Genomic DNA, 25,840 nt, shown 5'->3' on the forward strand with positions numbered 1-25,840 from the left:
TCGGAATCGATAACCGCTGAAAGCATCTAAGCGGGAAGCGAGCCCTGAGATGAGTCATCCCTGACCCCTTGAGGGTCCTAAAGGGCCGTTGGAGACCACAACGTTGATAGGCGGGGTGTGTAAGTGCAGCGATGCATTGAGCTAACCCGTACTAATTACCCGTGAGGCTTAACCATACAACACCCAAGAAGTGTTTCTGGGCCTTGTAGCGAATGAACGAACTACTCAAATTCAGTGGTAATGACAAAGCAAACTAGCCAAGTCGTTACTCACGTCAGCTTTCCAAGATTGAAGAATTTGCCTGGCGGCCATAGCGCCGTGGAACCACCTGATCCCATGCCGAACTCAGAAGTGAAACGCGGTAGCGCCGATGGTAGTGTGGCATTCGCCATGCGAGAGTAGGACACTGCCAGGCACCCAATTAAACAGCGATGTGAAGAATCACGTCACTGGCTGCGAGGATGACACCTCAGAAAATGCAGCAGAAGATTTAGCGAAAGCTAACCGAATGCGGAGCGGTAGTTCAGTCGGTTAGAATACCGGCCTGTCACGCCGGGGGTCGCGGGTTCGAGTCCCGTCCGCTCCGCCACTAATTTGAAGGCCTTCCCAGATGGGAAGGCCTTTTTGCTATGGGCGGTTTTGTCCATAAGACTCACAGGTTTGCATACCAGAACGAACACCAAAGCCCAGTCTCACGACCGGGCTTTGGTGTTTTTAGCGTGTTAAACAGCCAGTGTTAGCATTTATCTAGAGGAAGAGAACTAAAACCCTGTCATCTCCTCCATTTTCTATCTATATCAAGCTCTTATCTGATGGATTACTAGCCATTCTAACTGGTTTACTTTTGGCCAAACTCTGTTCATGGCGCGCGATTAGGGTTGTATCTCGCTTATAACTCGGTAGAGTAAGGGCATCTTGAGTTTGCCTGTCCCGTGCCGAGTTTGCCGAGTTTGCCGGGTTCCAGGTGTAACTTGGCCAGTTTTTATCAACCTTAAGTCAGTGGTATCGATATGGAACAAGTAAACAAGTCCACCTTCAGCGATGTACTGGAATATGTGCGTATGTCCCGTCGCCAGAACAAACTCAAGCGTGAAATTGCGGATAACGAGAAGAAGATCCGTGACAACCAGAAGCGCGTGCTGCTGCTCGACAACCTGAGCGACTACATCAAGCCGGGCATGAGCATTGATGATGTGCAGGCGATCATCGCCAACATGCGTGCCGACTATGAAGAGCGCGTGGATGACCACATCATCAAGAACGCCGAGCTCTCCAAAGAGCGTAAAGAGCTGAGCACCAAACTGAAGGGCATGAGCTCTCACAAATAAGCGTTGCGCTTTCGCTTAAGAGACACCGGCCACTGGCCGGTGTTTTGTTATCAGCTCGGATCTCTGCCACTCCTGCAACAATCGGCTCCCCTTTTTAGAATTGCCCTGTTACCATCACCACAAAGCGGTCAATAGTTTCAAGCCATTGACTTGAAAAGACTAAGCTTGAGTGAAACACAATAAATTGCGCAACCATGGTGGGGCTGATATGGGCGCATCAGAACAGACGGATTTGACACAAGTGGCATCTCAAGATTCATCTGTCCAGACCTCGGACGGGAACCCAAAGCGCAAGCGCCGTCCCTGGTGGCGTTGGCTGTTCTGTTTTCTCTTTTTATTGTGCCTGGGGGCGGTGATAGCTCTGGTTGGCTATGAGATGAAAACCTCGAAGCTGCAATCTCAGGAGATCTCCCGCTATGCTGCCAAGCTCACCTATCAGGTCGAGCCTGGCCAGAGCAAGCAGATCGCCTTCCCTGAGGATGGCCCGTTCGACAAGCGGCTCGGCTATGTGCAACTGCCGATGATGCAGGAGCGTTTGCTTCAGCGGGGTTATGAAGTCAGCAAGCAGGTGCATTTCTCCGACGCGCTCTATGACTACGCCAGTCGTGGTTTCTTCGTGCCCTATACCGAGAAGGTGCAGGCCGGTTTGACGCTGCACGATTGCCGCGCCGAGCCCTTCTATCAATTCAAGTATCCGACCCATCACTATCCGGATTTTGATTCCATTCCGCCGCTCGTCATCCAGTCGCTGCTCTTTATCGAGAACCGCGACTTGCTGAGCAACGAAGAGCCGTTGGCCAATCCGGCGGTCGACTGGCCCCGTTTTGCCAAGGCCGCGCTCTCTCAAGTGGGCAAGGCGCTCGATATGCAGGATCAATCTGCCGGTGGCAGTACCCTGGCGACCCAGGTGGAGAAGTATCGCCACTCGCCGGATGGCCTGACCCTGTCGCCGACCGAGAAGATCCGTCAGATGGCCTCTGCCAGCGTGCGGGCCTATCGTCTCGGGCCGGAAACCCTCGAAGCGCGTAAGCTGGTCGCCTGGGCCTACCTCAACTCGGTACCGCTCTCGGCTGCGCCGGGATATGGTGAAGTACATGGTCTGGGAGATGGTCTCTGGGTCTGGTTTGGTGCCAATGTCGATGATGTGAACCGTCTGCTGGACCCCGCCCGCAACCAGAATGCACCGCTGGCCGAACAGGGGCTTGCCCTGCGTCAGGTGGTCTCGCTGATGATTGCGCACCGCCGTCCCTCTTACTATCTGGCTCAGGGGCGAGAGGCATTGGCTACCCTGACCGACAGCTACCTGCGCCTGTTTGTGCAGGAGGGAATGATCACGCCACCTCTGATGGAGGCGGCGCTCAAGGCCAAGATTACGTTCCGTGACTTCCTGCAGTCCCCTGCTATCACCCGGGTGAACAATAACAAGGGGTTGCAGGTTGCCCGTACTCGCCTGAGCCGTCAGCTCGGGGTGCAGCTCTATGACCTCGACCGGATGGATCTGACCGCCGATACCAGCCTCAACATGCCGCTGCAGAACGAAATCTCCCGGTATCTGCAACAGCTGGCCGACCCGACGTTTGCCGCTCAGGTGGGACTGTTTGGTGAGCGCCTGCTCTCGCCAGAGAAGACCGGCGATGTGCGCTACAGCTTCACCCTGTTCGAGAAGTCGCCGGAAGGGTTCAAGGTGCGGGTACAGACCGACAACACCGATCAGCCGTTTGATATCAATGAAGGCTCCAAGCTGGAGTTAGGCTCAACCGCCAAGTTGCGGGTACTGACTACCTATCTGGAGATCGTGGCCGAGCTGCACGACAACTATGCCGGTATGCCGGTCGAGAATCTGCGTAAATTGGCTGCTGTCTCTCAGGACAACCTCAGTCGCTGGGCCATCTCCTATCTGATGACGGCTCAGGACAAGAGCCTGCCTGTGATGCTGGAAGCAGCGCTGGATCGTAAATACTCTGCCAGCCCCAACGAAGGGTTCTTTACCGGTGGCGGCATGCACACCTTCAACAACTTCCGCCGCGAGGATAACAATCGTATTCCGACGTTGCGTGACTCTCTGCGTGAGTCGATTAACTTGCCCTTTGTGCGGTTGATGCGCGATATCGTGCGCTACAGCCTCTACAAGGAGGGCAACCGTGCCCAGTTGCTGAAGGATGACAAGGATCCCCGTCGTCAGGAGTATCTGGCCAAATTTGCCGACAAAGAGGGGCAGACCTATCTGCTGCGCTTCTGGCGTAAATATCGCGGCAAGACTCCCGAGGAGCAACTCGATACCTTCCTCGACGGTCTCAAGCCGAGTGCGGTACGTCTGGCGGCGGTTCACCGCTACCTGATGCCGGAAGCCAGCGAAGCCGCATTTGCTGCCTTCCTGGCGGAGCGGTTGCCGCGAGAAAAGCTGAGTGCCAAGCGGATTAATCAGCTCTACGTCAGCTATGGCCCGGGCAAGTATTCACTACCGGATCAGGGCTACATCGCCCGGGTGCACCCGCTGGAGCTGTGGTTGCTGGCCTATCTCAAGGAGTTCGACAAGGCGACCTTTGCCGACGCGGTGACGGCCAGTCGTGACGAGCGGCAGGAGGTCTACAGCTGGCTGTTCAAGACCCGTCATCGCAGTGCCCGTGACAGCCGGATCCGCACCATGCTGGAGGTTGAAGCTTTCCTCGATATCCATCAGCGCTGGGCCAAGCTGGGTTATCCGTTCGACCATCTGGTGCCTTCGCTGGCGACTGCCTTGGGTAGCTCCGGCGATCGCCCGGCTGCACTGGCCGAGCTGATGGGGATTATCCAGAATGGCGGTGTCCGCTCGCCAACCCTGCGTATCGAGCACCTCTCGTTCGCCAAGGGGACGCCCTTCGAGACCGAGTTTGAGCCGCAGCACACCGAGGGTACCCGGGTGATGCCAGCAGAGGTGGCGGCCGCCCTGCGCAGTGCGCTTTCCAAGGTGGTTGAAGGGGGTACGGCAAGACGTATCGCCGGTGCCTTTACCCTGCCGGATGGCACTGTGCTGCAGATGGGGGGCAAGACCGGGACTGGGGATAACCGGATTGAAACAGTGGGCCGTTATGGTAACGTGACCAGCTCGCTGGCGCGCAACCGCACCGCGACCTTCGTTTTCTATCTGGGTGAGGATCACTTCGGTACCCTGACCGCCTATGTACCGGGTAGCCAGTCTGACAAGTTCCGTTTCACCTCGGCGTTGCCGGTGCAGGTGCTCAAGGGGATGGCTCCCCTGCTGACGCCTTACCTGCAACCGGGCTCCCATACCCAGTGTCTGGCGAACCAGTGATGCGAGCGAATTAACGCTCATCACGCAGATAACTAACCAGAAAAAACGGGGAGGCTGACAGCCTCCCCGTTTTTATTTTCTCATCGGGCGCAGCGGCGCTCGATTTCGATCAGGCGTTCAGTACGAACTGTTCGATCACCTGAGCTACACCATCTTCATCGTTGCGGGCGGTGGTGTGCTGGGCGAGCTCCTTGATCTCGTCGGTGGCATTGCCCATCGCCACACCGAGGCCTGCGTATTCGATCATGTGGCGATCGTTGCCCGCATCCCCGACGCAGATCACCTGATCGGCGGTCAGGCCCAGGTGCTCGGCCAGCGCGGCAACGCCGGTTCCCTTGTTGCTCTGCTTGTTCATGAACTCGAGGAAGAAGGGGGCGCTCTGTACCACGGTATAGCGCTCATAGAGCTCTGCAGGCAGTCGCTCGATGGCGCGGGAGAGCTGGGGCGGCTCATCGATCATCATCACCTTCATGATCTGCTCGTCGGCAGGCAGGGTGGCGAAGTCGATCAGATTGATCGGCATGCCGATCAGGCGGGATTCGTGCTCGGTGTAGGTGCTGACACGGGGACTGATCAGGCCACGGGTGACCGAGAAACCGTGAACGTTCACCTCCAGCTCGTCAGCCAGTTTGGCGACGGCGCTGGCGTCACTGCCGGTCAGCAGCTGGCTGCGGATGATGCGCTGATCGGCCACCTGCTGCACCAGGGCGCCGTTGTAGCAGATGACGTAGTCATGCTCTGTGGTGAGGCCGAGCTCTTCCAGATAGCGGCTCATCCCTTCCAGCGGGCGGCCGGAGGCCAGCACAACGGTTACCCCTTTGGCGCGCGCGGCGCTGATGGCGGCGTGGGTGCGGGGAGTAATCTGGCCCTGCGGGTTGAGCAGGGTGCCATCCATATCCAATGCGATCAGCTTGTACATCTCTCACTACCTGAGTCTGGGTGGCCCGCCCGGTGGGGCCAAGGAAGTGGCGAGTGTAGCGAAAATCGACGGCGGGATCACGGTCGGCACAGAGAGCGGTCCGTGTAGGTTGAGCTATTTGTGCCCCTCGTAAGGGGTCAACTCCAGGGTTTCATCATGGATGGTCAGACGGGTAGGGCCTCGGGTGATGGTAACCTTGCGTTTGAAGCTGGCCATCTCGACCTCGATGCCGGAGTAGAGATGTTGGGTGGCAATGACCTCCATCTGAGCCATCAAGTTTCGCAGCTCCTCCTGGTTGGCGGTGAGCTGCTCATCGAGCTGAGCCAGTTCGGCCAGCTGATGGTCCCGGATCGGTTTGAGCTTGCGCAGGGTATCCGGATTGCGCTTGTCACCGGGCAGTTGCAGCAACTTCATGACCAGCTCCTTGATTTTCTCCAGCTGGGCCTGACACGCCTGCTGGCGCAGCTTGAGCTGGTGTTCCTGCTCCTTGTGGGTGAAGTAGCCGCCAAGGATCTGCAGCCGGGTATGGTTGGCGGCCTCGGCCCCCAGGCTGGGAGCCATGATCAGGCGATTGGCAATGCTGGTGCCCCCCAGCAGAGTGCCTTTGCGCATGTTGCTATCGCCCACCTTGATATCTTGTCCGCTGCGGGAGTAGCAGTGGCTGAGCTGGCTCTGGATCTGGATATCCCCCCCCGCTTCCAGCTGGGCATACTGGGCGTAGCTGGCGTGGATCTCCCCTTGCGCATTGAGTTGGCAAAGGTACTCCCCCTGCTCGTTGCGGCGGCCAATGATGCCGTGGCGTACCGTGATGCTGCCCCCAGCTTCGATCCAGCCCCCTTCGATAAAGCCGCCGATGACGATATCACCGCTGACCCTGATCTTCATGCCCGGGTTGACGTCGCCGCTGACGATTAAGCCCCCTTCAAAATCAATGTGGCCGTGGCGGGCATCCACCTGTTTGACGCTGAGCACCTCGTCCACCTTCATGCCCGCTTTCTCCTGACAGGGCAGGCCAGCCCGACCGGCAATCAGCAGGTCGGGATCGTCGGGGGAGATAAAGGTGCCCTCGCCAGCGCTCATCGGACTGTCTTTGCCATCTTTGGCGGGCAGGTCCTGACCGGTCACGGTAAAACCGGGTACCCCGACGGTGGCCGGATGACGGCGCATCAGCGGAGCGCCGGCCTTGACGGTGACGATGGAGCCGAGATCCCGCAGGTCGACCTTGCCATGCCCTAACTCCTGCGGTTTGAGGATCCGTTCGGCCGGGGTCTCCACCAGCCGCTCATAGCGAGTGTCCTGACCATTGACGGCAGGCTGGCCGTTGGCAATCACCAGCTTGAGCTGACTGCCGGGGGCGGCTTCCTTGGCTGACTGGATGGCTGCGGTGAGCAGTTGCTCACTCACCCCCTGTTTGATTTCGCTGATGGCGATCGCCTCTTGCAGCTGTTCCAGCGTCACATACTTGCCACCCCAGTCGGCAGTGATCTGGGCGATGGCGCTCATGCGATCCTTCTCCACTATTACGGCGAGTCGGGCATCCTGACGCTTGCCGACAGGGATGGGGTTGGCGGGGACGGGGGCGGCAGGGTTGGTGAGCAGGGTATTAAGCAGGCTGATAGCCTGTTTGATCCCCTCGGGCAGCGGCTGATAGCGGCGACAGTTGGAAGCGAGCAGCAGAGCCTGCACATCCTGTTCCGTGACAGGTTTGGTGAGACCGGCGGCAATCCGCAGGCAGACCAGTTCCATATCGCTTGATAGCAGCAACCACTCTTTGCTTAACACCGCATCTCCTTGCTGGATGAGAACGGAACGATCGGCTCGCTCCTCTACTGTCATTTAATCTCTCAATGATTAATAAAGCGAGTCGCCATCCCTGAGAGTGGGCAGTATTCAGATATTTCCTCTGAATGGTCAATGAATTGAAGTCAAATCGGTGATGGCGGCCAGATAAATGTGGGCGCTGTTTGGAAACGGAGTGAAAAGACGGATCGCAGCGCCAGCGACATAAGGTCGCTGGCAGGGCGGAGGTTGTTATCAGCTGCGCTGGGCTGTTCTGGTCAGGGTGAGGTAATCGCCGAGCACCGGCTCACCCAGCATATGGCGGCGCAGCATGTCGAGGGCGGCAAAGGCGAGGATCTTGCGGCGGCTCTCCGGGTCGGGGTGGCTGACCTTGACCGTCTGACCGATGTGCATGCCATCGGCGCTGAGCAGCAGTGGTACCCCCTCCGGCCCTTTTCGCCCTATGGTTAGTTGCAGGCCCGCATCGACTGTCGGCAGTTGTGCCAGCTCATCGGCCAGTAGCGTACTGAAGTTGGCCTCCAGCCGGGTATGGCCGTGACAAAGCGCCAGCAGGGCGCCGCCACTCTCTCCCTCCAGCAGAGCCAGCGGTTTGCCTTGCAGCAGCGCCAGGATCTGCTGCGCCGGTTCCGTATCTCCGCTGCCAACCAGCCAGGGGCGGATCGTATCCAGCAGTCGGCGCTCGGCACTCTCCATATCTGCGGCACTGGCGCCGTGGCCGATCAGTTTCAGCTCGATAAGGGGCATGGAGGAGCGGTAACCCAGCTCAATACCAGTTGGCCAGGGTTTGGCATCCAGCATATCGCTGAGCGCCGACTCCGAGATGCCGAAGGTGTAAAAGCGACGCAGCTCGGTATCGACTTGTGCCCCGGCCAGCTGTTTGAGGCGCGGCAGAATTTGCTCGCGCACCATCTGTTTGAACTCGAACGGCACGCCCGGGGTGAAGAAGAGCTGACTCTGGCCACTTCGCACCACAAAGCCGCAGGCGGTGCCGACCGGGTTGTCGAGGATCTCGCTCCCCTGTGGCAACCAGGCCTGTTTGGCATTGCTTTGTGCCATGGGGCGGCCACGGCTGGCGTAGCGCGCTTCGATGGTAGCGAGCCAGTCGGGGAAGAGGGTGAGCGGCTGGGCAAAGGCTTCAGCGGCTGCCTGAGCGGTCAGGTCGTCGGCAGTGGGCCCGAGTCCGCCACACACCAGCACCACCTCGGCGCGGCTGGCACTCTCTTGCAGTACCGTTTTCAGGTCAGCGAGGTTGTCCCCTACCGTCAGGCGACGGCGCACCTGCCAGCCCTGCTCCAGCAGCAGAGCGCTGAGCCAGGCCGCGTTGGTATCCACCACCAGACCCGTCACTATTTCGTCTCCGGTACTGATGATCTCGATACGCATGGCTGGCTCCTTGGATTAAACGGGTGGCAACGGTTGGCCTCGGGCCAACACAATCAGGCTTTGTTGTGCTCGAAGTAGTAGCTGATCCGGGTACGCGGATTGAGGTACTCGAACACGGCGGGCGGCAGTCGTTTGGGGTGGATCACCTTGGCGATCGACAGTTCGGCTTGCTGCAGGTCGATGATGGCGGCTTCCTGACGGGGAATGCGCGGATCGTAGACCAGTACCGAGGGGTAGAGCAGGCGGGAAGCGTTGACCGACATCACCAGCCCCACCTGACCGTTGGACAGTTGCACCACGCTGCCGGGGGGGTAGATCCCCATCAACCGGATCAGCATGCTGAGGTACTCCGGATTGAACTGCGCCTTGCGCTGCTTGTAGAGGCCGCTCAGGGCCGAGTAGGGCACCTTGGCCTGCATGTGGCAGAGGTTATCGTACTCGTTGATCAGCGACACCATCTGGGTCAGCGGATCGAGCTGGCCACCCTTGAGCCCTTCCGGCCCGCTGCCATCCAGATATTCATGGTGATGGAGCACGATCCCCTTCGCCTCGGCCGGGAAATCCTTGGCCAGATTGAGCAGATCCAGCCCGTAGCGCGGGTGCTGGGCCATCAGGTTCTGCTCCGGCTTGGTCAGCGGCTCGGTCTTGCGCAGGATCTGGCTCGGGATCTTCAACTTGCCGATATCGTGGAACAGCGCCCCCATGCCGACCCGGCGGATCTCGTCGGCCGTCATGCAGCACTCCTTGGCCAGCAGCATGCTGAGCACGCTCACATTGAGGGAGTGGAAGTAGAGGTTGTTGCCATCCTCGCTGTCGGAGACCAGATGGAGCACCATCTCGTCAACCGAGAGCAGCTGTTCGGTCATGGCGTTGACCAGTTCCTGCGCCTCGCCGATGGCATTGAGGGGGCGGGACTGGATCTTGCTCATTACGCTGCGCACCTGCGCCAGCGACTGCTGGAACTGCTTCTCGCACTGCTGCAGGTTGCGGCGATAGAGTTGCAACTGCTCGATGCGGCGATCCTTCTCCTGCTGCATCTGGGCCTGGCGCTGGGCGGCGTCTGCGCTCTCTTGTTGCTGAGGCTGTACCTGATTGAGAGGTTTGGGCGGAACGTCGCTCTTGTCAGGAATGATGGTGACCAGTTTCAGGCCGAGACGGCGGATCAGCTCGATCTCTTCTTCACTTTTGATCTTGAAGCTGGAAAACAGGAACGGGTGTTCGCGCCACCCCAGTGGCAGGGATACATAGTTGCCGACTTGCAGTCGATCTACGGAAATCTTGATACCGGTCATTATCTTGGAAGCAGGAGACACACTGAGCCGTATGCTAGTCAAAGGCGGGGGTGAATACAAAAGGTATCTGATGACAGGGCAGGAGCTTTATTATAGGCTTCTGGATGTCCAGACATATTTACTGATGCAGTACAGGGAGTAAGCATGCCGATCAAGATCCCGGATCAGTTACCCGCCGCCGAAGTGCTGGGGCAGGAGAACATCTTCGTGATGACGGAATCCCGGGCCGTCACCCAGAACATCCGCCCGCTGCGGGTGCTCATCCTCAACCTGATGCCAAAGAAGATTGAGACCGAGATCCAGCTGATGCGGATGCTCTCCAACTCGCCGCTGCAGGTGGATGTGGATCTGCTGCGCATCGATGACAGGGAGTCAAAGAACACGCCGCAGGCCCATCTGGAGAACTTCTATCACGACTTCGAGCAGGTGCGTGGCAACAACTACGACGGCATGATCATCACTGGGGCGCCGCTCGGGCTGGTGGAGTTCGAGGAGGTGGTCTACTGGCCGCGCATCGTCGAGATCATCGAGTGGTCCCATCAGCATGTCACCTCCACCCTGTTCCTCTGCTGGGCGGTGCAGGCGGCGCTCAAGGCGCTCTATGGTATGGAGAAACAGACCCACGGCGAGAAGCTCTCCGGGGTTTATCGCCACCATCGCCTCGATGAGCACGAGCCGCTGCTGCGCGGTTTCGATGACGAGTTTGTCGCTCCCCACTCCCGTTACGCGGCGTTTGATGGCGATCTGATCCGTGCCCAGACCGACTTGCAGATTTTTGCCGAGTCAGAAGAGGCGGGAGTCTATCTGGCGGCCACCAAGGATTGTCGTCAGGTGTTTGTCACCGGCCACCCGGAGTACGATGCCCTGACGCTGGACGGGGAATATCAGCGGGATCTGGCGGCAGGGCTCGACCCGACCATTCCGGTCAACTACTACCCGAATAATGATCCGGGCAAGACCCCGCGCGCCAGCTGGCGCAGCCACGGTCACCTGCTGTTTGCCAACTGGCTCAACTACTACGTCTATCAGCTCACCAGCTATCGGGTGGAAGATATCGGCAAGGTCTTTACCTACGACCAGGGAGGCAAGTAGTCAGTCGCCCTGCGCCAGCCGCTCGGCCAGCTGGTCGAGCCACTGGCGGTGGCAGGCCAGGGTAAACGCCTTGGGTCTGTGGGCCTTGATGGCGGCCATCGCCTCTTGCTGTGGCTGGCCGAGGGTCATCAGCAGCGCGGCGGCGACCAGACCGGTACGACCGCTTCCCCCTTTGCAGTGGATGACCAGATGTTTGCCATCCCCCAGCAGCTCGCGCAGCTGCGGCAGCGCCTGTTGCCAGGCCGCCTCGAAGTCGGCATCGGGGGCCAGATCATCCTCGATGGGCAGATGGAACCAGCGCATCCCTTCGTGCTCGACCTGCTGGCCGAGTTGCGCCAGTTCGAGTCGGATTAACTCGGTGCTTGTCATCAGGGTCACCACCCCGTGGGCACCGGCCAACCGCAGTTGATCGAGCGCCAGGGTCAGCGGCACCTGCTGGGTGCCGGGGCAGGGGGTCAGCAGCAGCTGACCGTCGACACGGGGAACCTCAAGGCTCCAGAAGGGGTGATACGGGTGCATGGCGGATCCTCGCGTGGTGGCCGCAGGGCTGCGGCCGGTGAATGGCGCCAAGGATAGGCGGGGCAGGGGGGATGTCAATGGCCGTTGTGTTTGCCCCGGTTTACGGGCAGAGTCTAAAAAATTGAGCGGTTCAAGGAGTTAAGATGAGAAACCTGGATCAACTGGATTTGGATATCCTGGCCCATCTGTTTCGGGATGCGGGCATGACCAACAAGGATCTGGCCGCGCTGGTGGGCGTTGCCCCCTCCACCTGTCTGGAGCGGGTGCGCAAGCTGCAGCAGGATGGCGTGCTCAAGGGGGCACACTGCGAAGTGGATTATCAGGCTCTCGGTGGCCACATTCAGGCCATGGTCTCCCTGCAGCTGGCCCGCCACAGCCGTCAGATCATCGATGCCTTCCGCGATGCCATTCTGGCGCTGCCCGAAGTGATCAGTCTGTTCCACATGGGCGGCAAGGATGATTTTCTGGTGCACCTGTGTGTCTCCGATACCGAGCACCTGCGCAACTTCGTCTTTGATCACTTCACCTCCCGCGAGGAGGTGGTGCACCTCGAAACTTCGCTGGTGTTCGAGCACAAGTTCAGCCGCTCCCTTCCCTGCTTTCCCCAGCCATAATGGCCAGTGGGCTGACAGTATGGATAGATGGAAAAAACCGCCAGCTGGCGGTTTTTTCTATTCTGCTATGGGTTGAAGCAGCGCGAACGGCTCAATTGGCGGCGGTGCGTTCATCCTTGGCCGTCTGATAGAGACTCTTCTGATAGGCCATGCCGCCCCACAGGGCCAGACCGAGGGCATCCTCCTTCAAGGCGTCCGGCTGCGCCGCCAGAGTCAGCTTCTCGCTGGCATTGTCGTAGACATAGCCCTCTGCCGCTCGTTCCGGTTGCAGGATCACCACATCCTTGCCGCGCATCAGGGCGAAGTTCTTGTCGTACTGCATGATGGCCCGACCCGGCCAGTCGGCAGGCATGCGGGTGAGATCCTTGCCGAGCATGGGGTAGTCGGCACTGATCCCCATCAGGGAGAGCAGGGTCGGCGCCATGTCGATCTGGCTGACGATGCGCGAATCCTTTCTCGGCACTATGCCATCGCCCACGATAACCCCCGGAATATGGAAGCGGGGAATGGGCACCAGACTGGCGCCACCGACCCGGCTGTCGTGGTCGGCGATGACCAGGAACAGGGTGTCCTGCCAGTATTCGGACTGTTTCGCCCTCTTGAAGAATTCGCCGATGGCGTAATCCGCATACTTGGCCGCGTTGTTGCGGGTCTGCTTGGGCAGCTCGAACAGTTCGATGCGGTTGTCCGGGAATTCGAACGGATCGTGGTTGCTGGAGCTGAACACCAGACTGAAGAAGGGCTTGCCCTCTTTGTGCAGCGCCTTGAAGGTCTCGTCGGCCTTGACCATCAGATCCTCATCGGAGGCGCCCCAGGAGCCTTTGAACACCGGATTGTCGAAATCCTTCTGTTCGACGATGGTGGTGAAGCCGTTGCCGAGGAAGAAGCTGCGCATGTTGTCGAAGTGACTCTCGCCGCCATAAATAAAGCTGGTGTCGTAACCCCGCTGTTTGAGCAGATCCGCGATGGTGAAGAAGTTGGTCTGGCTCTTGCCGAGTTTGACCACCGCCTGTGCCGGGGTCGGCGTGAAGCCGGTCAGTACCGCCTCGATGCCGCGCACCGAGCGGGTGCCGGTGGCGTAGAGCTGCTCGAAGGCCCAGCCCTGCTGCGACAGGGCGTCGATGTTGGGGGTAAGCGGCAGGCCGCCGAGGGAGCCGACAAACTGGGCGCCCAGGCTCTCCTGCAGCAGGATCACCAGATTCTTCGGTTTACCCTGGAAGCTCGCCTGATTGAAGGTCTGGCTGGGCAGCAGATCTGAGTTGAAATCACTGGCCGGACGGCCACTCTCCTTGCGCATGACCTCGAGCACCTTCTGAGGGGTCATCTCGCCGTAAAACTGGCCGGCATCCTCCTCGGCGCCCATCTGTTTGATGGCAAAGAAGAGGGAGTAGGCGGAGTTGACGGTGAGCGAGTTGACCAGCGGATCCTCGGCAAAGGCGACCATGGCCGGGTTCAGGGCGCGGTGGCCGAGACTGGAGCGGGCACCGAGAAAACCTATGGCCAGAATGAGCAGGGCGAAGGCCGGACGCAGATACCAGCGGGGGAAGCTGAGACCACGTACCAGACGGCTGCTCAGCCACCAACCGCCGGTCAGCACGGCGCCACTGAAGAGTAACGCCAGCAGCAGCTCGGCTTTGCGCCCCGCCCACAGCATGGCGAACACCTCTTTCGGATAGATGAGGTACTCCACATAGAGACGGTTGGGACGCACGCCATATTCGGTGACAAACGAGGGGGTGGAGATCTCGAGGAACAGCATCAGCCAGAGTCCGACGGTCAGCCAGATGCGCATCAGTTGCAGCCAGCCCCGGCCGATGGCATGGGGGCCTGTCAGCAGCAGAGTGAGCATGGCGGGGACACCCCAGACCCAGCAGAGGGTCGCAAAGTCGACCCGGATCCCTTGCAGCAGCATCTCCTGCCAACCGGCCACGGCATCCACTCGTTCCAGTTGCCATATACCGAGGGCGATTCGGCTGAAAGAGAGAGAGAAAAGCGCGAGCGCGCAGAAGACGGCGAAGGGCCAGAACGGGCCGAGTCGCTGTTTTAAATTTGTCATGTTTGTTCCTGAATGAGACTCTAAACGTCTGTCCACAGACGTTTTTTTAGTTGTTGTGAGGTTATGACAGATCGAATTGGTTAAGGTTGCATTCAAGTTTGTTAAAAGTCGGCATTAACACATTTATCATCTAAAAATGTGATGTCGCGCCACTAATGAGCACAGCATAATCTGCTGGGTAAAATGTGAGCCACAGCGTGTATGGATGGGGAGCTGGTGTTTATAATTGCCGCGAATTATCTCAATCGGAGCCGAAGGGATGCCGGTCTTTATCGATGTCGAGTATGTGCGGGGATGGCGCCTGTTTCTGGTGTTATCGGATGGCACCACGGGTGTGCTGGATCTGACCCCCTGGCGAACCCAGCCGCTGTTTGCAAAGCTGGAGAGCGAGCGTCACTGCGCCCGGGTCTTCATCAACCGTCACCACCAGCTGGAGTGGCCTGTTGGCTGCACGCTATCCGCTCATGAGGTCTATCACCTCATCTCTCCCATCGATGAGCGGGAAGCCTTCAGCTAATCCCCATTTTTTGTGAGCCAACGCCAGATTCCTGTTGCTGGAATGTTTGCCCGTTTGCCTTTCTGAGCCAACTTGGGTAAAACCTGCGCAACATTTTGCCAACTTGCCTTCGCTTCATCTGACAGAGGCTTGCCGCTTTCGCGCCGCAGGCCTTTTTTGCGGCCTGATGGTAAACCTTTCCCTTGCTGAAAGGTTTGATTGGTTGAATGAAAATAACAAAACAAACAAATACATAAGGAAAATGTATGGCTTGTCATATGCGCACACCCCTTGCCCTGCTGGTGGGCGGGCTCGCCTGTCACGGCGCTGCCGGTCAGGAATCGGTTCAACAGCTGGATCCCATGGTGGTGGTGGCAACCCGCCCCGCCAGCACACTTGAAGTGACGCTGGATCCCAAGAAGCCCGGTTCCCCCATGCCCGCTGCCGACGGCGCCGGTTATCTGAAGAATGTCACCGGCATGAGCATGGTGCGCAAAGGGGGGCTCGGTGGCGACCCTGTACTGCGGGGGATGGGGATGTCCCGCCTCAACGTGCAGATGGATGGCGGCATGCTGGCCGGTGGTTGTGGCGGCCGGATGGACCCGCCCACCGCCTATGTGTTCCCCCAATCCTTTGACCGGATCCGGGTGCTGAAGGGGCCGCAATCCCTCGAGCAGGGTGCCACTCTGGCGGGAACCGTGCTGTTCGAGCGGGACAGACCCGAGTTCACCGCACCGGGCCTCAAGGCCGATGCCTCGGCCCTCTTTGGCAGCTTCGGCCGCGATGACCAGATGGTGGATATGACGGCGGGTTCGACTGATGGCTATCTGCGCGGTCAGTTCACCCACTCCGACAGCGACGATTACCGCGATGGTCACGGTAACAAGGTGCGATCTTTCTATCGCCGCGAGAACGGCACCGCCCAGCTGGGCTGGACGCCGGGGGAGCACACCTGGCTGGAACTCACCGCCGAGCGCAGCAACGCCCGCGCCGCCTATGCGGACCGCACCATGGATGGCCCCATGTTTGATCGCGAATCCTTCGGGCTGAAGCTCAAGCAGGAGCAGATCACCACTCACTGGCAGCGCAGCGAGCTGACCCTGTGGGACAACTACATCGACCACATCATGGACAACTTCAGCCTGCGGCAAAACAGCGGCATGAAGATGCTCTCCAACCCGGATCGCCGCAACACCGGCGGGCGCTGGGCCAACGATATCGCCCTGCCTGCCGACTGGCTGCTGACCGCCGGGCTAGACAGCAACCGGGATCAGCACCGCAGTCGGAGTGGGGTCGACTATGCCACCAAGGATCGCCAGCGCACCCTGCGTTTCGAGCAGCAGGGCGGCTTCGCCGAACTGGGTCGTCAGCAGGGGGCTCACAGCTACAAGGGCGGTTACCGTCAGGATAGGGTAGAGACCACCCGCTATGGCGCCGGTGAACAGACCCTCTACAGCGATACCCTGAGTCTTAACAGCGGTTTTGGTCGCTATGAGTACCAGTGGTCGCCCCGCTGGTCCAGTTATCTGGCGTGGGGACAGGCAGAGCGGGCGCCGGACTACTGGGAGCGCAGCAAGGACAGTACCCCGTTCACTCTCAACCCGGAGCGTAGCCGCCAGTGGGATGCGGGGTTGGCTCTGCGCAGCCGCGAACTGGACCTGACCCTCTCCCTCTTTAGCGCCGATATCAAGGACTACCTGCTCTACAACAGCAAGTCGAACAAGGTGCGCAATATCGATGCCCAGACCCGGGGTGGCGAGCTGGAGGGGCGCTGGCAGTTTGCCGAGCAGTGGCGTCTCGATGGTGGTCTGGCGGTGGTCTACGGCGAAAATCAGAGCGACAACAAGCCGCTGGCCCAGATGCCGCCGCTTGATGGCAAGCTGGCGTTGGGCTGGCAGCCGGACGAGGCGCTGAGCTTTACCTTGCTGGGGCGCGCGGTGGCGGCGCAGGAGCGGGTGGACATCGGTTCCGGCACCGTGGCGGGTCAGGATCAGGGGGAGACTCCGGGCTTCTTCACCATGAACCTGAGCGGCGCCTGGCAGTTTGCCAAAGGGTGGCAGCTTTCGGCCGGGGTGGACAACCTGTTCGACACCTTCTACTACGAGCACCTCTCCAAGTCAGTGCACGCCAGTCAGGCGGGGTTGGGCTATGAGCAGAGCGGCCGCATCCCCGAGCCGGGCCGTTCCTACTGGCTCTCGCTCAACTACCGTTTTGCCTCGGCAGGGGTGCTCTAACCAGTTGAGTCAGATAACGTTTTCAGTCACAGACACCGCTGTGTGAGCATCGCTATCATGGTGAAAAACAGGCGTATCAGACGCCTGCTCTCACAGCGGGAACATAACAATGAAACAGGGAACGTTACGCTATGGCGGCCTGCTCGGGGCCGCCCTGTTACTTGCGGCTTGCGGCGGCAGCGGTAGTTCAGGTGGGGAGAGCGCTCCCCCCGTCGTCAATCCGCCGGTCACCCACCCTCCGGTCGCCACGGCCAGTCGTGCCTGCTATGGCGACGATAAACTTGCCTGCAACCTGCGCATCTATCAGGTAATGGTGGAGTCGTTTGCCGATGGTGACGGCAGCGCCAACTACGGCGTCGGCTATGGCCCCTCCCAGCACAACGGCGATCTGCAGGGGATCATCGACAGTCTCGACCACATCAAGAGTCTCAACGTCAACGCCATCTGGCTCACCCCGGTGTTCGACTCCTGCGCGGGGCAAGGCGGCGATAACAAGCTCGATGCCACCGGCTACTTCGCCTGCGACTTTTTTACCGTGGATCCCAACTTTGGCAGCAATGCCAAGCTCAAACAGCTGGTGGATGCAGCGCATCAGCGCGGCCTCTACGTTTTCCTCGACGGGGTGTTTGGCCACGTCAACAAGGTGGGGGTGAGCAAGCCCTCGCCAGAGGGGCGTCTGCCAGCCCTCACCAGCGGCGGTGCGGGTTATCCCGGCCAGCTGGTGGATTACAGCAAGCCGGAGAGCCTCGCCTACTTCAAGGAGGTGGCCCGCTATTGGGTCGAGCAGTACGGCATCGACGGCTGGCGCCTCGATCAGGCCTATCAGCTTGGGCTGGATGATTGGCGCGCCATTCGCAGCGAGGTGGAGCAGGCCAGCGCAGCGCGCAAGGCCGCCGGTCAGCAGTGGGGCACCCTTGGCTACATGGTGGGCGAGGTGTGGAAGGGGGCTGACGATATTCGCGCTCAGGCTTATGGCAGCAGCGACAATCCGGCGCTCTCCTCGGCCTTTGACTTCCCGTTGCGCTACGGCATCGTGCAGGCGCTGGCGGTGGAGGAGTCCGGCAAGGGCGGCCAGGGGGCCAGCGTGCTCGATGCCAGCTGGAACAAGGTGGAGAACTACCCGAATCACGCCATGCCGAACCTGATGCTGGGCAACCACGATCTGGTGCGTTTCGGTGATCTGCTGGAGCGCGGCAACTTCAAGTCGACCGAGTACTGGCAGCGCCACAAGGCGGCCTTCAGCTTTATGGCGGCCCGCTCCGGCCCCATCACCTTCTACTATGGCGAGGAGTTTGGCGACGAGGTGCCGGGCTTTGCTGCCAAGGTCAGCGGCGACTGTGCGGCGCAGGGCTTGTGCGACGATCATGTGGCCCGCAGCGATGGCAAGGTGCCCGCTGTCACCGGCTTTGTGCCGGGTAGCGAACAGGCCGAGCTGAAAGAGTGGCTGGCCCAGTTGCTGGCGATGCGTGCCGCGTACCCCGCCCTCTATCAGGGGGAGCGAGTCAAACTGGTGGCCGATGGCAGCCTCTATGGCGACATCAAACAGACGGCTGGCGAGCAGATAGTCTACCTGCTCAACCTCTCCACCACGGCGCTCAGCTACAACCTGCCGGCGGGCAAACTGCGCAGCGGCAGCGCGCTGGTGGATCTGCAAAGCGGCGAGAGTCTGGCCATCGGCGGCAGCAGCGTGACGGTGGAGATACCGCCCTTGAGCGGGCGTTTCCTGCGTCTGCAATAAGTCAGCCACAGCACGCTTTGATATGAGAGAGGGCCCCATCGCGGGGTCCTCTCTGTCATTGTGGGCGACAAAGTCATGGCGGGTTATGCGGTGCTCTGGCCCCGGTTTTCCAGCCGCTGGCGGAAGGCACGGGCCAGTCGCTCGTAGAGATCCTGCGCCTCCTTGTCTTCGATATCGCCACGTATCCAGGGGTTGTCGACGATCTCCAGCAGCACGCAGTCACGCCCTTGCTGGCGCAAATCGAGCCCATAGAGGCCATTGCCGAGCTGATGGACGGCGCGGCGAGCGGTCTGCAGTACCCGCTCCGGCACCTCGTTAAGCGGAAGCGCCTCGATGCGGCTCATGTCGAGGGGGTGCTTGCGGCGGCGAATGCGGTTGCCGGGTTCGGGCCGGTAGCGGCGGCAGGCGAACAGCGGCGAGCCATCGAGAAAGCCGATGCGCCAGTCGAACTCGGCGGGGATCCGGCTCTGCACCAGCAGCAGGGCGGATCTACCCAGCCCCTCGTCCAGCAGGCGGGCCAGCTGCTGCTCGTCGCTGGCCATGGCGAGATCGCGCCCCTGCGCGCCGTCGGGCACCTTCACCATCAGCGGCAGGCCGAGCCGTTGCACCAGTTCGTCCACATGGTGGCGGCCGCGGCGGGTGACCACCATGGTGGGCGGCATGGGCACGCCGCTGCGCACCATCAGCTCGTAGAGGTAGAGCTTGTTGCTGCAGGCGAGGATAGCGCGGGAGCTGTCGATCACCGGCATCTTCAGCTGTTCGGCGCGATGGGCAAATTCGAAGGTGTAGTGGCCGACCGCGGTTTCGGCACGCAGCCAGAGGGTGTCGAACTCCGGCAGCCGCTCTATGGCCGACGGTGGCAGGATCTCGGCCCGGATGCCCTGGGCGGCGGCAGCCCGGATAAAGCGCTCCAGCGCCAGCCCGTCACTGCTGGCACGGCCATCATCGGGATCCACCAGAATGGCGAGCTGGTAGAGCGGCGCCGCCTGCTCCTCATCACCGGTCCCCACAAGTGCCTGAGCGTGGTGCAGCATCAACTCTTTCTCGCTTGGGCTCAGCTCCAGCGGCGACAGGCTCTGCTGCTGGCGTACCGACCAGCCGTGGCGGCCGCGCTTAAGGGTCAGCTCCTGCAGCGGCAGCTGGCTCAGGCCATAGTAGTAGCGGGCCAGTCCCGCCAGCTCGCTCTGTTCACACTGGCCGAAGATGGCGCGCACCCGGATCCTGTCCTCGCTCTGCTGGGCCAGCCACCCTTGTGCCTTGCGCCACAGCTTGGCCGGTGGCTGCTGGGGTTGCAGTCGGCTGATGGCCTGCAGACCCGGCAGGCAGTGGTGGCCGCGGGCCTGGGCCAGCAGCGAGCAGTAGTAGCCTGCGCTCAGGTGCTCCAGATTGCGGCAGAGGTTGATGATGCGGGGTCGGCCGCCGGTGGTCGGCACGCCATGTTGCAGATAGGTGCGGGCGGTCAGCAGATAATCGGCATGGCAAGGCCAGTCGCCCAGCTCTTCGACGATGACATAGGTACTCATATTTTCGGCTCCACAGATCAGACTGCCTGAACAGGCAGGATCCCCAGTGGGCTTCGATGCACCGACAAGCACGACAATGGCGCGAGGGGAAACAAGAGGTTACAGTGCCTAATATGACGCCTTGGTAACTTGTGATACAAGTCGCATTTTTGGTGCTGAGGATAAATAACCGAACAAGGACTCCCCGTGTTGACCGTACGTGCGGCCCGAACCGATGATCTGGGCGCCATCGTTAATCTTGAACGCTACTGTTTTCCCCCCGAAGTCGCCTTTGGCCGCAGCCGCTGGCACTATCTGCTGGCCCACGCCAAGGGGCGCACCCTGTTGCTGCTGGATGAGAAACATCAGCTGATGGGCTATCTCTGCCTGCTGGAGCACAGAGGCTGGGATCGGCTGGTCATTCAGGCGCTGGCCATCCGCTGGACAGTGCGCCGTCTGGGCTGGGCCCGCCGCCTGCTGGAGCAGGTGATCCGCGAGGGCAAGGCCGCTGGTTGGGGGGCGATTCGCCTAGAAGTGGGGGACGCCAACGAAGAGGCGCTGGCGCTCTATCAGGGATTGGGATTTCGTCCCCAGCAGCGGCTGGCGGACTACTATGGCCGCGACCAGCACGCCCACCGGCTGGTGCTGCCGCTGGTGAGCGACGAGGAGCGTGAGCGGCGCAGAGTGGCTCGCACTCAGGCGCGCAAGCCCTCTGCGCAGGCCAACTGATCATGTTGAACGAGCAGAATCGAGGAGCAGGATGAGCTGCGACAACTGTCTTGCCACCGCTATCAGAGCAAAGCTGGGGCGCTGTCCGGTCTGCGCCATCCAGACCTTCATCATCGGCCTGAGTGGCTGGCTGGTCTGGTGGTGGTGCGGTGCCGACACCTCGGTCAACGCCCTCACCGGCCTGCTGTTTGCGCTGGGTGGCTCGGGCTTGTTGCTGCTCCATCTGGTGGTATTTGTCTGGCGCAAGGCGACCGGACGTGAATTGAGCGATGAATGAATCTTAATAGATTCAAATAGATAAATAACAATATCGGTGTAGATATGGAGGTTCAGATGATTGCAATGGTAACGGGCGCCTCGTCCGGTTTTGGTGAAGCCATCAGCCGCCAGCTGGTGCAGGCAGGCTACAAGGTGATCGGTACCGGTCGCCGTGCCGAGCGGCTGGCTGCGCTGGCCGACGAGCTGGGCGAGCAGTTTCTGCCGCTGGCGTTCGACGTGCAGGACAAGGCGGCCACCCGCGCCGCCATCGCTGGCCTGCCAGCCGCCTGGAGCGAGGTGGATCTGCTGGTCAACAACGCCGGTCTGGCGCTGGGGCTGGAGCCGGCCCACAAGGCGGATCTGGAAGATTGGGAGCAGATGATCGCCACCAACATCAGCGGTCTGACTCTGCTCACCCGATTGCTGCTGCCGGGCATGGTGGCGCGCAATCGCGGCCATGTCATCAACATCGGTTCGATCGCGGGCACTTACCCTTACCCGGGCGGCAACGTCTACGGCGCCACCAAGGCGTTCGTGAAGCAGTTCAGCCTCAACCTGCGCGCCGATCTGGCGGGCACCGCCATCCGCGTCACCAACGTGGAGCCGGGCCTGTGCGGCGGCACCGAGTTCTCCAACGTGCGCTTCCACGGTGACGATGCCAAGGCGGCCTCCGTCTATCAGGGGGTGGAGGCGATCCAGCCGGAAGATATCGCCAATACCGTGCTCTGGGTGAGCCAGCAACCGGCCCACGTCAACATCAACAGCATCGAGATCATGCCGGTGGCGCAGACCTTCGGCCCGCTCAATATCAGCCGTCGCTGATGGCTGCTGCGGATGAAATAAGAGAGGCTCCCAAGGGAGCCTCTTTGCATTGGCGAGCCAATTAGAGGCTCATGATCTTCTTGAACTCCTCCGGCGAATACTTCTTCTCGGTGCGCTTGGTGAGATCCGTCATCAGCTTGTAGCGCAGATCTTTGGCCATCTGATAGGTCTGCTCCAACTGGCCATAGGAGTAGTCGGCGGCCAGCCCGATGGCGGTAGCCTTGTCGCTGGCGTAGGCCTGTTTCAGGCTCTTGTCGAGCAGGGCGACCTCCTTGTAGAGCTTGTTGCTCTCCTTGCTCCAGACGCCGCGCAGCAGCGGCAGGTATTTGTCCGGATCGGCGCTGGCCAGCGCAGTCAGGCTGCGGAACTGCCAGTAGGCGGAATCATCGGAGTAGCTGTCGCTGCCGGTGCGATAGGGCAGGGGATAGTTTTCCAGGGTGTTGTAGAGCGGCACCATCACAGATTCGGCCAGCACGCCGTAGCTCTGCCAGATCAATCCCTGCAGCTCTTTGGGCATCTCCTTGCGCAGCTGGATGACGTGGGATTCCAGCTGGCGATCGACGCGGATAGGCCGCTCCGCCTTGCCCGCCAGCGGCGTACCGTCATAGGTGGCGCTCAGCAGCCTAGCCACGTCCGGCACGGCGATGGGGGCATCCGGCTTCATAAAGAGCGGATATTGCGCCTGCCGGGTCGCCTGTTTGTGGGAGGCGGTCAGCATTTTTTGGCCGAGCCACTCCCGATCCACATTATATGGGTCAGCGATGACCCCGAACGCCTTGGCGAAGTTGAACTCTTTCGGGTCGGCGTTATCCAGCAGTTTGTGTTCACGCACGAACTCCAGCAGCTTGGGCGAGTGCAGCACATCGGCGCTGTCGAGATTGACGCCGTGGATCCGCAGGCCGTTGGCCACCATGGCGTAGCTGTCGTCCGGCACCCGCACCGCGATCCAGTGGTGGCCGGAGCCAATTTCCATCAGCCAGGCTTCGTTCACATCTGCCAGATAGAGGCTGTTGCCCTCACCGGCGCCATATTGCTCCACATAGCGGCCGAGCAGCTCGACCCCCTCTTTGGCCGTTTTGGCCTGTGGCAGGATCAGGGTCGGGATGATGGCTTCAATCACTCCCTTCTCGATCAGCGGATCGGCTTTCTGGGCCTTGTCGTTGACCTCGGCACTGGTGGTGGCCGAGATGGCGACGTTGAACTCGTTGATGCCGCGCTCCTCATAATATTTGCCTGCCGGATCGCTGGTGGTGGCATCCCAGTCGTGGATGGCGGAGTAGGCGAAAAATGCTTTGGGCATCGGCACTTCCAGCCCGTTACCCAGTTTCCAGACCTTGCCCTCGTTCTGCTGCGCGGGCCGGAAGGCGAGGTACTTGTTCCAGTTGTTGACGCCAAAATCCTCGTTTCTGGCGATCATCACGCTGCCATCGGCACTGGCCCCCTTGCCGACGATAAGGCCGGTACAGGCGTCGGCACTGGTGCCAAGCAGGGTGAGCAGGGTGGCGTAGAGAAGACTCAAGGTGTGTTTTTTCATCGTTATGCCCGAAAGGTTGAGGTGAGTGAGAGTCAGACGAGGGGATGAGGTGTGGGGAGGCCGCAACTCCGAACTGGCAGCGGAGCGAGCTCGGCAGATTGGTCTGCCTGTTATTGGTTTTTCGAACAGATCATCCATGACACGGCTGGCTGGTTGCGATGTGCGCCAAAATTGTATTCCTGAGTGGTTGTTTATTTTGTGATCGAGCTGCGGTTCCTGACTTTTCTCTGGCGTCGTGGCGCGTGGACGGCGAAATGTGCCAAAACAGCGAGAGCCGGCAGCAGATGAGTCATGATTCTGACGCCAGCCTTGCGTGGGGGGCGTGGTGAGATCCGCCATAGCGCGGGATCTTGCACCATCTGACAAGTTGGCCTGTAACTTGCTGGTTTAATTGATAATGGTGGGGCATGACGCCCCATGTGACCGGATCAGCCTGTGCCCATTGCCGCAGATGCGCACCGAATTGGAGCCCCCATGGATATCAAACCCTACAGCCAGCAGCTTGCCCAGAGCGCATCCAACAACCGTGCCCTCGCTACCCTCAACAGTGCCAGTGGCGGCGGTCAGGGTGGTGGCTGGGAGGAGATGGTCAGCCTCTCCACCCAGCGCATGACCGGTCAGGCCCAGCAGGTGCTGACCTACGAACATCTGGCCAAGAACAACAAGTTGCCACCGGCGCTGGATATGAGCTCCGACAAGGGGGGCGTGGTGCAGCAGCTGGTGGACAAGGCGCTTGGTTTCGATCGCAAGAAGTTCAACGAGATCGAAGAGAAGCTCAAGACCATCGCCGATAACAAGAAGCTGACGCCGGAAGAGCGGGCGGAGCAGAGCAAGCCGCTCAACGAGCAGCGAGAGGCGATGCTCAAGGAGGCGATGGATCGCCTGACCGGCAAGAAGAGCTCATCCACAGATGAGGCCAAAACCGCCTGATCCTGCCGCTGTTCTGAGATCTACCCGGTCGGCACCGATGGGCCAGTGTCGACCGCCGATGGGCAAGCTTCTGCCACCTCTTTTGACCTCACCTCCCCACAGGCGCACAATGTCCGCGCATTGAGCCAGTCGAGGAGTCCGCCGTGTACAACTTCCAATATGCCAATCCGACCCGTATCTGTTTCGGCGAGGGGCAGATCGCCAGCCTGCCCGAACTGATCCCGCCCGGCAGCCGGCTGCTGGTGCTCTACGGCGGTGGCAGCATCAAGCAGAACGGGGTGTATGAGCAGTTGACCCGTGCGCTGGAAGGGGTGACGTGGCAGGAGTTTTCCGGCATCGGCGCCAACCCCAGATTCGAGCTGTTGATGGAGGCGGTGGCGCAGGTGAAGCGCGAGCGCATCGACTTCCTGCTGGCGGTCGGTGGTGGCTCGGTAGTCGATGGCACCAAGTTTGTTGCGGCGGCAGCCTGCTACGAGGGGGATGATCCCTGGGATATCTGCGGTAAACAGGCGAGTGTGCACAAGGCGCTGCCGATGGGCTGTGTGCTGACCCTGCCGGCGACCGGCTCCGAGAGCAATCCCACCTCGGTGGTGAGCCGCGGGGATGTGAAGGTCTCCTTCAGAAGCTCGCTGGTGCAGCCGCAATTTGCGGTGCTCGACCCGACCACCACCTACAGCCTGCCGCCGCGCCAGACCGGCAACGGGGTAGTGGACGCCTTCGTCCATATCGCCGAGCAGTACCTTACTTTCCCGATCGGCGGCGAGGTACAGGATCGGCTGGCAGAAGGCCTGCTGCAGGTGCTGGTGGAGAATGGCCCCAAGGCGCTGGCGGAGCCGACCAACTATCAGGTGCGGGCCAATCTGATGTGGGCGGCCAGTTTGGCGCTCAACGGCCTTATCGGTTGCGGAGTGCCGCAGGATTGGGCCTCTCACGCCATCGGCCATCAGCTGACGGCGCTCTATGGGCTGGATCACGGCCAGAGCTTGGCGGTGGTGCTCCCCTCACTGCTCCGTGAGCGGGCGAGCCAGAAGCAGGACAAGCTGGCCCAGTTTGCCAAGCGGGTGTGGCATTCGACCCGCGAGGACAAGGCCCTGCGCATCGAGGAGGCGATCATCCGCACCGAGCAATTCTTCCAGAAGATGGGACTGGGGACCCGGCTTGCCGACTATGGCCTCAGCGAAAGCTGTATTCCGGCGGTCTGCTCCAACCTCAAGCGGGTGGGGCGCACCGCGCTCGGTGAGCAGCAGGATATCGACCCGGATCGGGTGGCACGCATTCTCGCCCGCGCGCTATAAGCCGGCG

Annotated in this window: 21 protein-coding genes, 1 tRNA gene and 2 rRNA genes; 15 read left to right on the plus strand and 9 right to left on the minus strand. The window is 60.6% G+C overall.

Translation table 11 applies throughout. The features are described 5' to 3' along the window. From ACB035_RS08585 to ACB035_RS08605, 5 genes are all read left to right on the plus strand, one after another. Positions 1–176 (plus strand): 23S ribosomal RNA (locus ACB035_RS08585); the annotation flags it as partial. A 124-nt stretch (positions 177–300) separates the two neighbouring features. Continuing rightward, positions 301–415: ribosomal RNA gene (rrf, locus tag ACB035_RS08590) — 5S ribosomal RNA — on the plus strand. A gap of 97 nt (positions 416–512) precedes the next feature. Continuing rightward, positions 513–589 (plus strand) — tRNA-Asp (locus ACB035_RS08595). Between the two features lie 421 nt (positions 590–1,010). Next, a complete protein-coding gene (gene tmaR, locus ACB035_RS08600) occupies positions 1,011–1,328 on the plus strand; it encodes a PTS system regulator TmaR (protein ID WP_005336024.1) in 318 nt (105 codons plus the stop codon). A 208-nt stretch (positions 1,329–1,536) separates the two neighbouring features. After that, the gene (locus ACB035_RS08605) at positions 1,537–4,620 is read left to right on the plus strand and encodes a transglycosylase domain-containing protein (RefSeq protein WP_371167079.1); all 3,084 of its coding nucleotides are present in this window, start codon (positions 1,537–1,539) and stop codon (positions 4,618–4,620) included. Between the two features lie 109 nt (positions 4,621–4,729). Here the strand turns inward: ACB035_RS08605 and yidA are convergent, their stop codons facing one another. The 4 genes from yidA to ACB035_RS08625 all read right to left on the minus strand — a co-directional run bounded on the left by yidA (position 4,730) and on the right by ACB035_RS08625 (position 10,014). After that, positions 4,730–5,539 (minus strand): sugar-phosphatase, encoded by an 810-nt coding sequence (gene yidA / locus ACB035_RS08610; protein WP_371167080.1) that lies wholly within the window; start codon positions 5,537–5,539, stop codon positions 4,730–4,732. A gap of 114 nt (positions 5,540–5,653) precedes the next feature. Continuing rightward, positions 5,654–7,321 (minus strand): FapA family protein, encoded by a 1,668-nt coding sequence (locus tag ACB035_RS08615; RefSeq protein ID WP_371167081.1) that lies wholly within the window; start codon positions 7,319–7,321, stop codon positions 5,654–5,656. A gap of 252 nt (positions 7,322–7,573) precedes the next feature. After that, on the minus strand, positions 7,574–8,722 hold the full coding sequence (locus ACB035_RS08620) for a CinA family nicotinamide mononucleotide deamidase-related protein (protein ID WP_371167082.1): 1,149 nt from the start codon (positions 8,720–8,722) through the stop codon (positions 7,574–7,576). Between the two features lie 53 nt (positions 8,723–8,775). After that, on the minus strand, positions 8,776–10,014 hold the full coding sequence (locus tag ACB035_RS08625; RefSeq protein ID WP_042081904.1) for a DUF3391 domain-containing protein: 1,239 nt from the start codon (positions 10,012–10,014) through the stop codon (positions 8,776–8,778). A 144-nt stretch (positions 10,015–10,158) separates the two neighbouring features. On the opposite strand from ACB035_RS08625, the gene metA reads away from it, so the two are divergent. Next, positions 10,159–11,106, plus strand: a complete 948-nt coding sequence (gene metA / locus ACB035_RS08630; RefSeq protein WP_005336005.1) for a homoserine O-succinyltransferase — start codon at positions 10,159–10,161, stop codon at positions 11,104–11,106. Here metA and ACB035_RS08635 read toward each other — a convergent pair whose 3' ends face one another. Continuing rightward, positions 11,107–11,625, minus strand: a complete 519-nt coding sequence (locus ACB035_RS08635) for a cyclin-dependent kinase inhibitor 3 family protein (RefSeq protein WP_323906650.1) — start codon at positions 11,623–11,625, stop codon at positions 11,107–11,109. 143 nt (positions 11,626–11,768) lie between these two features. Between ACB035_RS08635 and ACB035_RS08640 the strand changes: the two genes are divergently transcribed. Then, positions 11,769–12,239 carry an Lrp/AsnC family transcriptional regulator gene (locus ACB035_RS08640; RefSeq protein WP_005336001.1) on the plus strand — a complete coding sequence of 157 codons (471 nt, stop codon included), beginning with the start codon at positions 11,769–11,771 and terminating at the stop codon, positions 12,237–12,239. Between the two features lie 91 nt (positions 12,240–12,330). On the opposite strand, the gene ACB035_RS08645 is transcribed toward ACB035_RS08640, so the two are convergent. Continuing rightward, on the minus strand, positions 12,331–14,295 hold the full coding sequence (locus ACB035_RS08645; RefSeq protein WP_371167083.1) for an LTA synthase family protein: 1,965 nt from the start codon (positions 14,293–14,295) through the stop codon (positions 12,331–12,333). Between the two features lie 259 nt (positions 14,296–14,554). On the opposite strand from ACB035_RS08645, the gene ACB035_RS08650 reads away from it, so the two are divergent. Next, positions 14,555–14,812: a DUF2442 domain-containing protein gene (locus ACB035_RS08650; RefSeq protein WP_005335997.1), complete on the plus strand. Its 258-nt coding sequence runs from the start codon at positions 14,555–14,557 to the stop codon at positions 14,810–14,812. Here ACB035_RS08650 and ACB035_RS08655 read toward each other — a convergent pair. Continuing rightward, positions 14,809–15,069 carry a hypothetical protein gene (locus ACB035_RS08655; protein WP_139123754.1) on the minus strand — a complete coding sequence of 87 codons (261 nt, stop codon included), beginning with the start codon at positions 15,067–15,069 and terminating at the stop codon, positions 14,809–14,811. The genes ACB035_RS08650 and ACB035_RS08655 overlap by 4 nt on opposite strands. Here ACB035_RS08655 and ACB035_RS08660 point away from each other — a divergent pair. Further along, complete coding sequence (locus ACB035_RS08660) at positions 15,058–17,025, plus strand: TonB-dependent copper receptor (protein WP_371167084.1); 1,968 nt, start codon at positions 15,058–15,060, stop codon at positions 17,023–17,025. The two genes, ACB035_RS08655 and ACB035_RS08660, sit on opposite strands and share 12 nt — an antisense overlap. 109 nt (positions 17,026–17,134) lie before the next feature. Beyond that, the gene (locus ACB035_RS08665; RefSeq protein WP_371167085.1) at positions 17,135–18,763 is read left to right on the plus strand and encodes an alpha-amylase family glycosyl hydrolase; all 1,629 of its coding nucleotides are present in this window, start codon (positions 17,135–17,137) and stop codon (positions 18,761–18,763) included. 83 nt (positions 18,764–18,846) lie between these two features. On the opposite strand, the gene ACB035_RS08670 is transcribed toward ACB035_RS08665, so the two are convergent. Further along, complete coding sequence (locus ACB035_RS08670; RefSeq protein ID WP_005335988.1) at positions 18,847–20,286, minus strand: RimK family alpha-L-glutamate ligase; 1,440 nt, start codon at positions 20,284–20,286, stop codon at positions 18,847–18,849. A 186-nt stretch (positions 20,287–20,472) separates the two neighbouring features. Between ACB035_RS08670 and ACB035_RS08675 the strand changes: the two genes are divergently transcribed. Genes ACB035_RS08675 through ACB035_RS08685 form a run of 3 tightly spaced genes read left to right on the plus strand, consistent with a single transcriptional unit; the run spans position 20,473 to position 22,074 of the window. Beyond that, positions 20,473–20,994 (plus strand): GNAT family N-acetyltransferase, encoded by a 522-nt coding sequence (locus ACB035_RS08675; RefSeq protein WP_005363198.1) that lies wholly within the window; start codon positions 20,473–20,475, stop codon positions 20,992–20,994. 31 nt (positions 20,995–21,025) lie between these two features. Then, on the plus strand, positions 21,026–21,271 hold the full coding sequence (locus tag ACB035_RS08680) for a DUF3624 family protein (RefSeq protein WP_042053656.1): 246 nt from the start codon (positions 21,026–21,028) through the stop codon (positions 21,269–21,271). Between the two features lie 56 nt (positions 21,272–21,327). Further along, positions 21,328–22,074 carry an SDR family oxidoreductase gene (locus ACB035_RS08685; RefSeq protein ID WP_064335364.1) on the plus strand — a complete coding sequence of 249 codons (747 nt, stop codon included), beginning with the start codon at positions 21,328–21,330 and terminating at the stop codon, positions 22,072–22,074. A 61-nt stretch (positions 22,075–22,135) separates the two neighbouring features. Here ACB035_RS08685 and ACB035_RS08690 read toward each other — a convergent pair whose 3' ends face one another. After that, positions 22,136–23,608, minus strand: coding sequence for a C69 family dipeptidase (locus tag ACB035_RS08690; protein ID WP_371167086.1), 1,473 nt, complete (start codon positions 23,606–23,608; stop codon positions 22,136–22,138). Positions 23,609–24,082: 474 nt separating this feature from the next. Here ACB035_RS08690 and ACB035_RS08695 point away from each other — a divergent pair, with 474 nt between their 5' ends. Then, entirely contained in the window at positions 24,083–24,538 is a 456-nt protein-coding gene (locus tag ACB035_RS08695; RefSeq protein ID WP_371167087.1) for a hypothetical protein, read from the plus strand. A gap of 143 nt (positions 24,539–24,681) precedes the next feature. Then, the gene (locus tag ACB035_RS08700) at positions 24,682–25,833 is read left to right on the plus strand and encodes an iron-containing alcohol dehydrogenase (RefSeq protein WP_371167088.1); all 1,152 of its coding nucleotides are present in this window, start codon (positions 24,682–24,684) and stop codon (positions 25,831–25,833) included. The last annotated feature ends 7 nt before the right edge of the window (positions 25,834–25,840 follow it).

The sequence above is a fragment of the Aeromonas sp. S12(2024) genome, assembly GCF_041402305.1.
GTDB classification, from domain to species: Bacteria; Pseudomonadota; Gammaproteobacteria; order Enterobacterales; family Aeromonadaceae; genus Aeromonas; species Aeromonas veronii.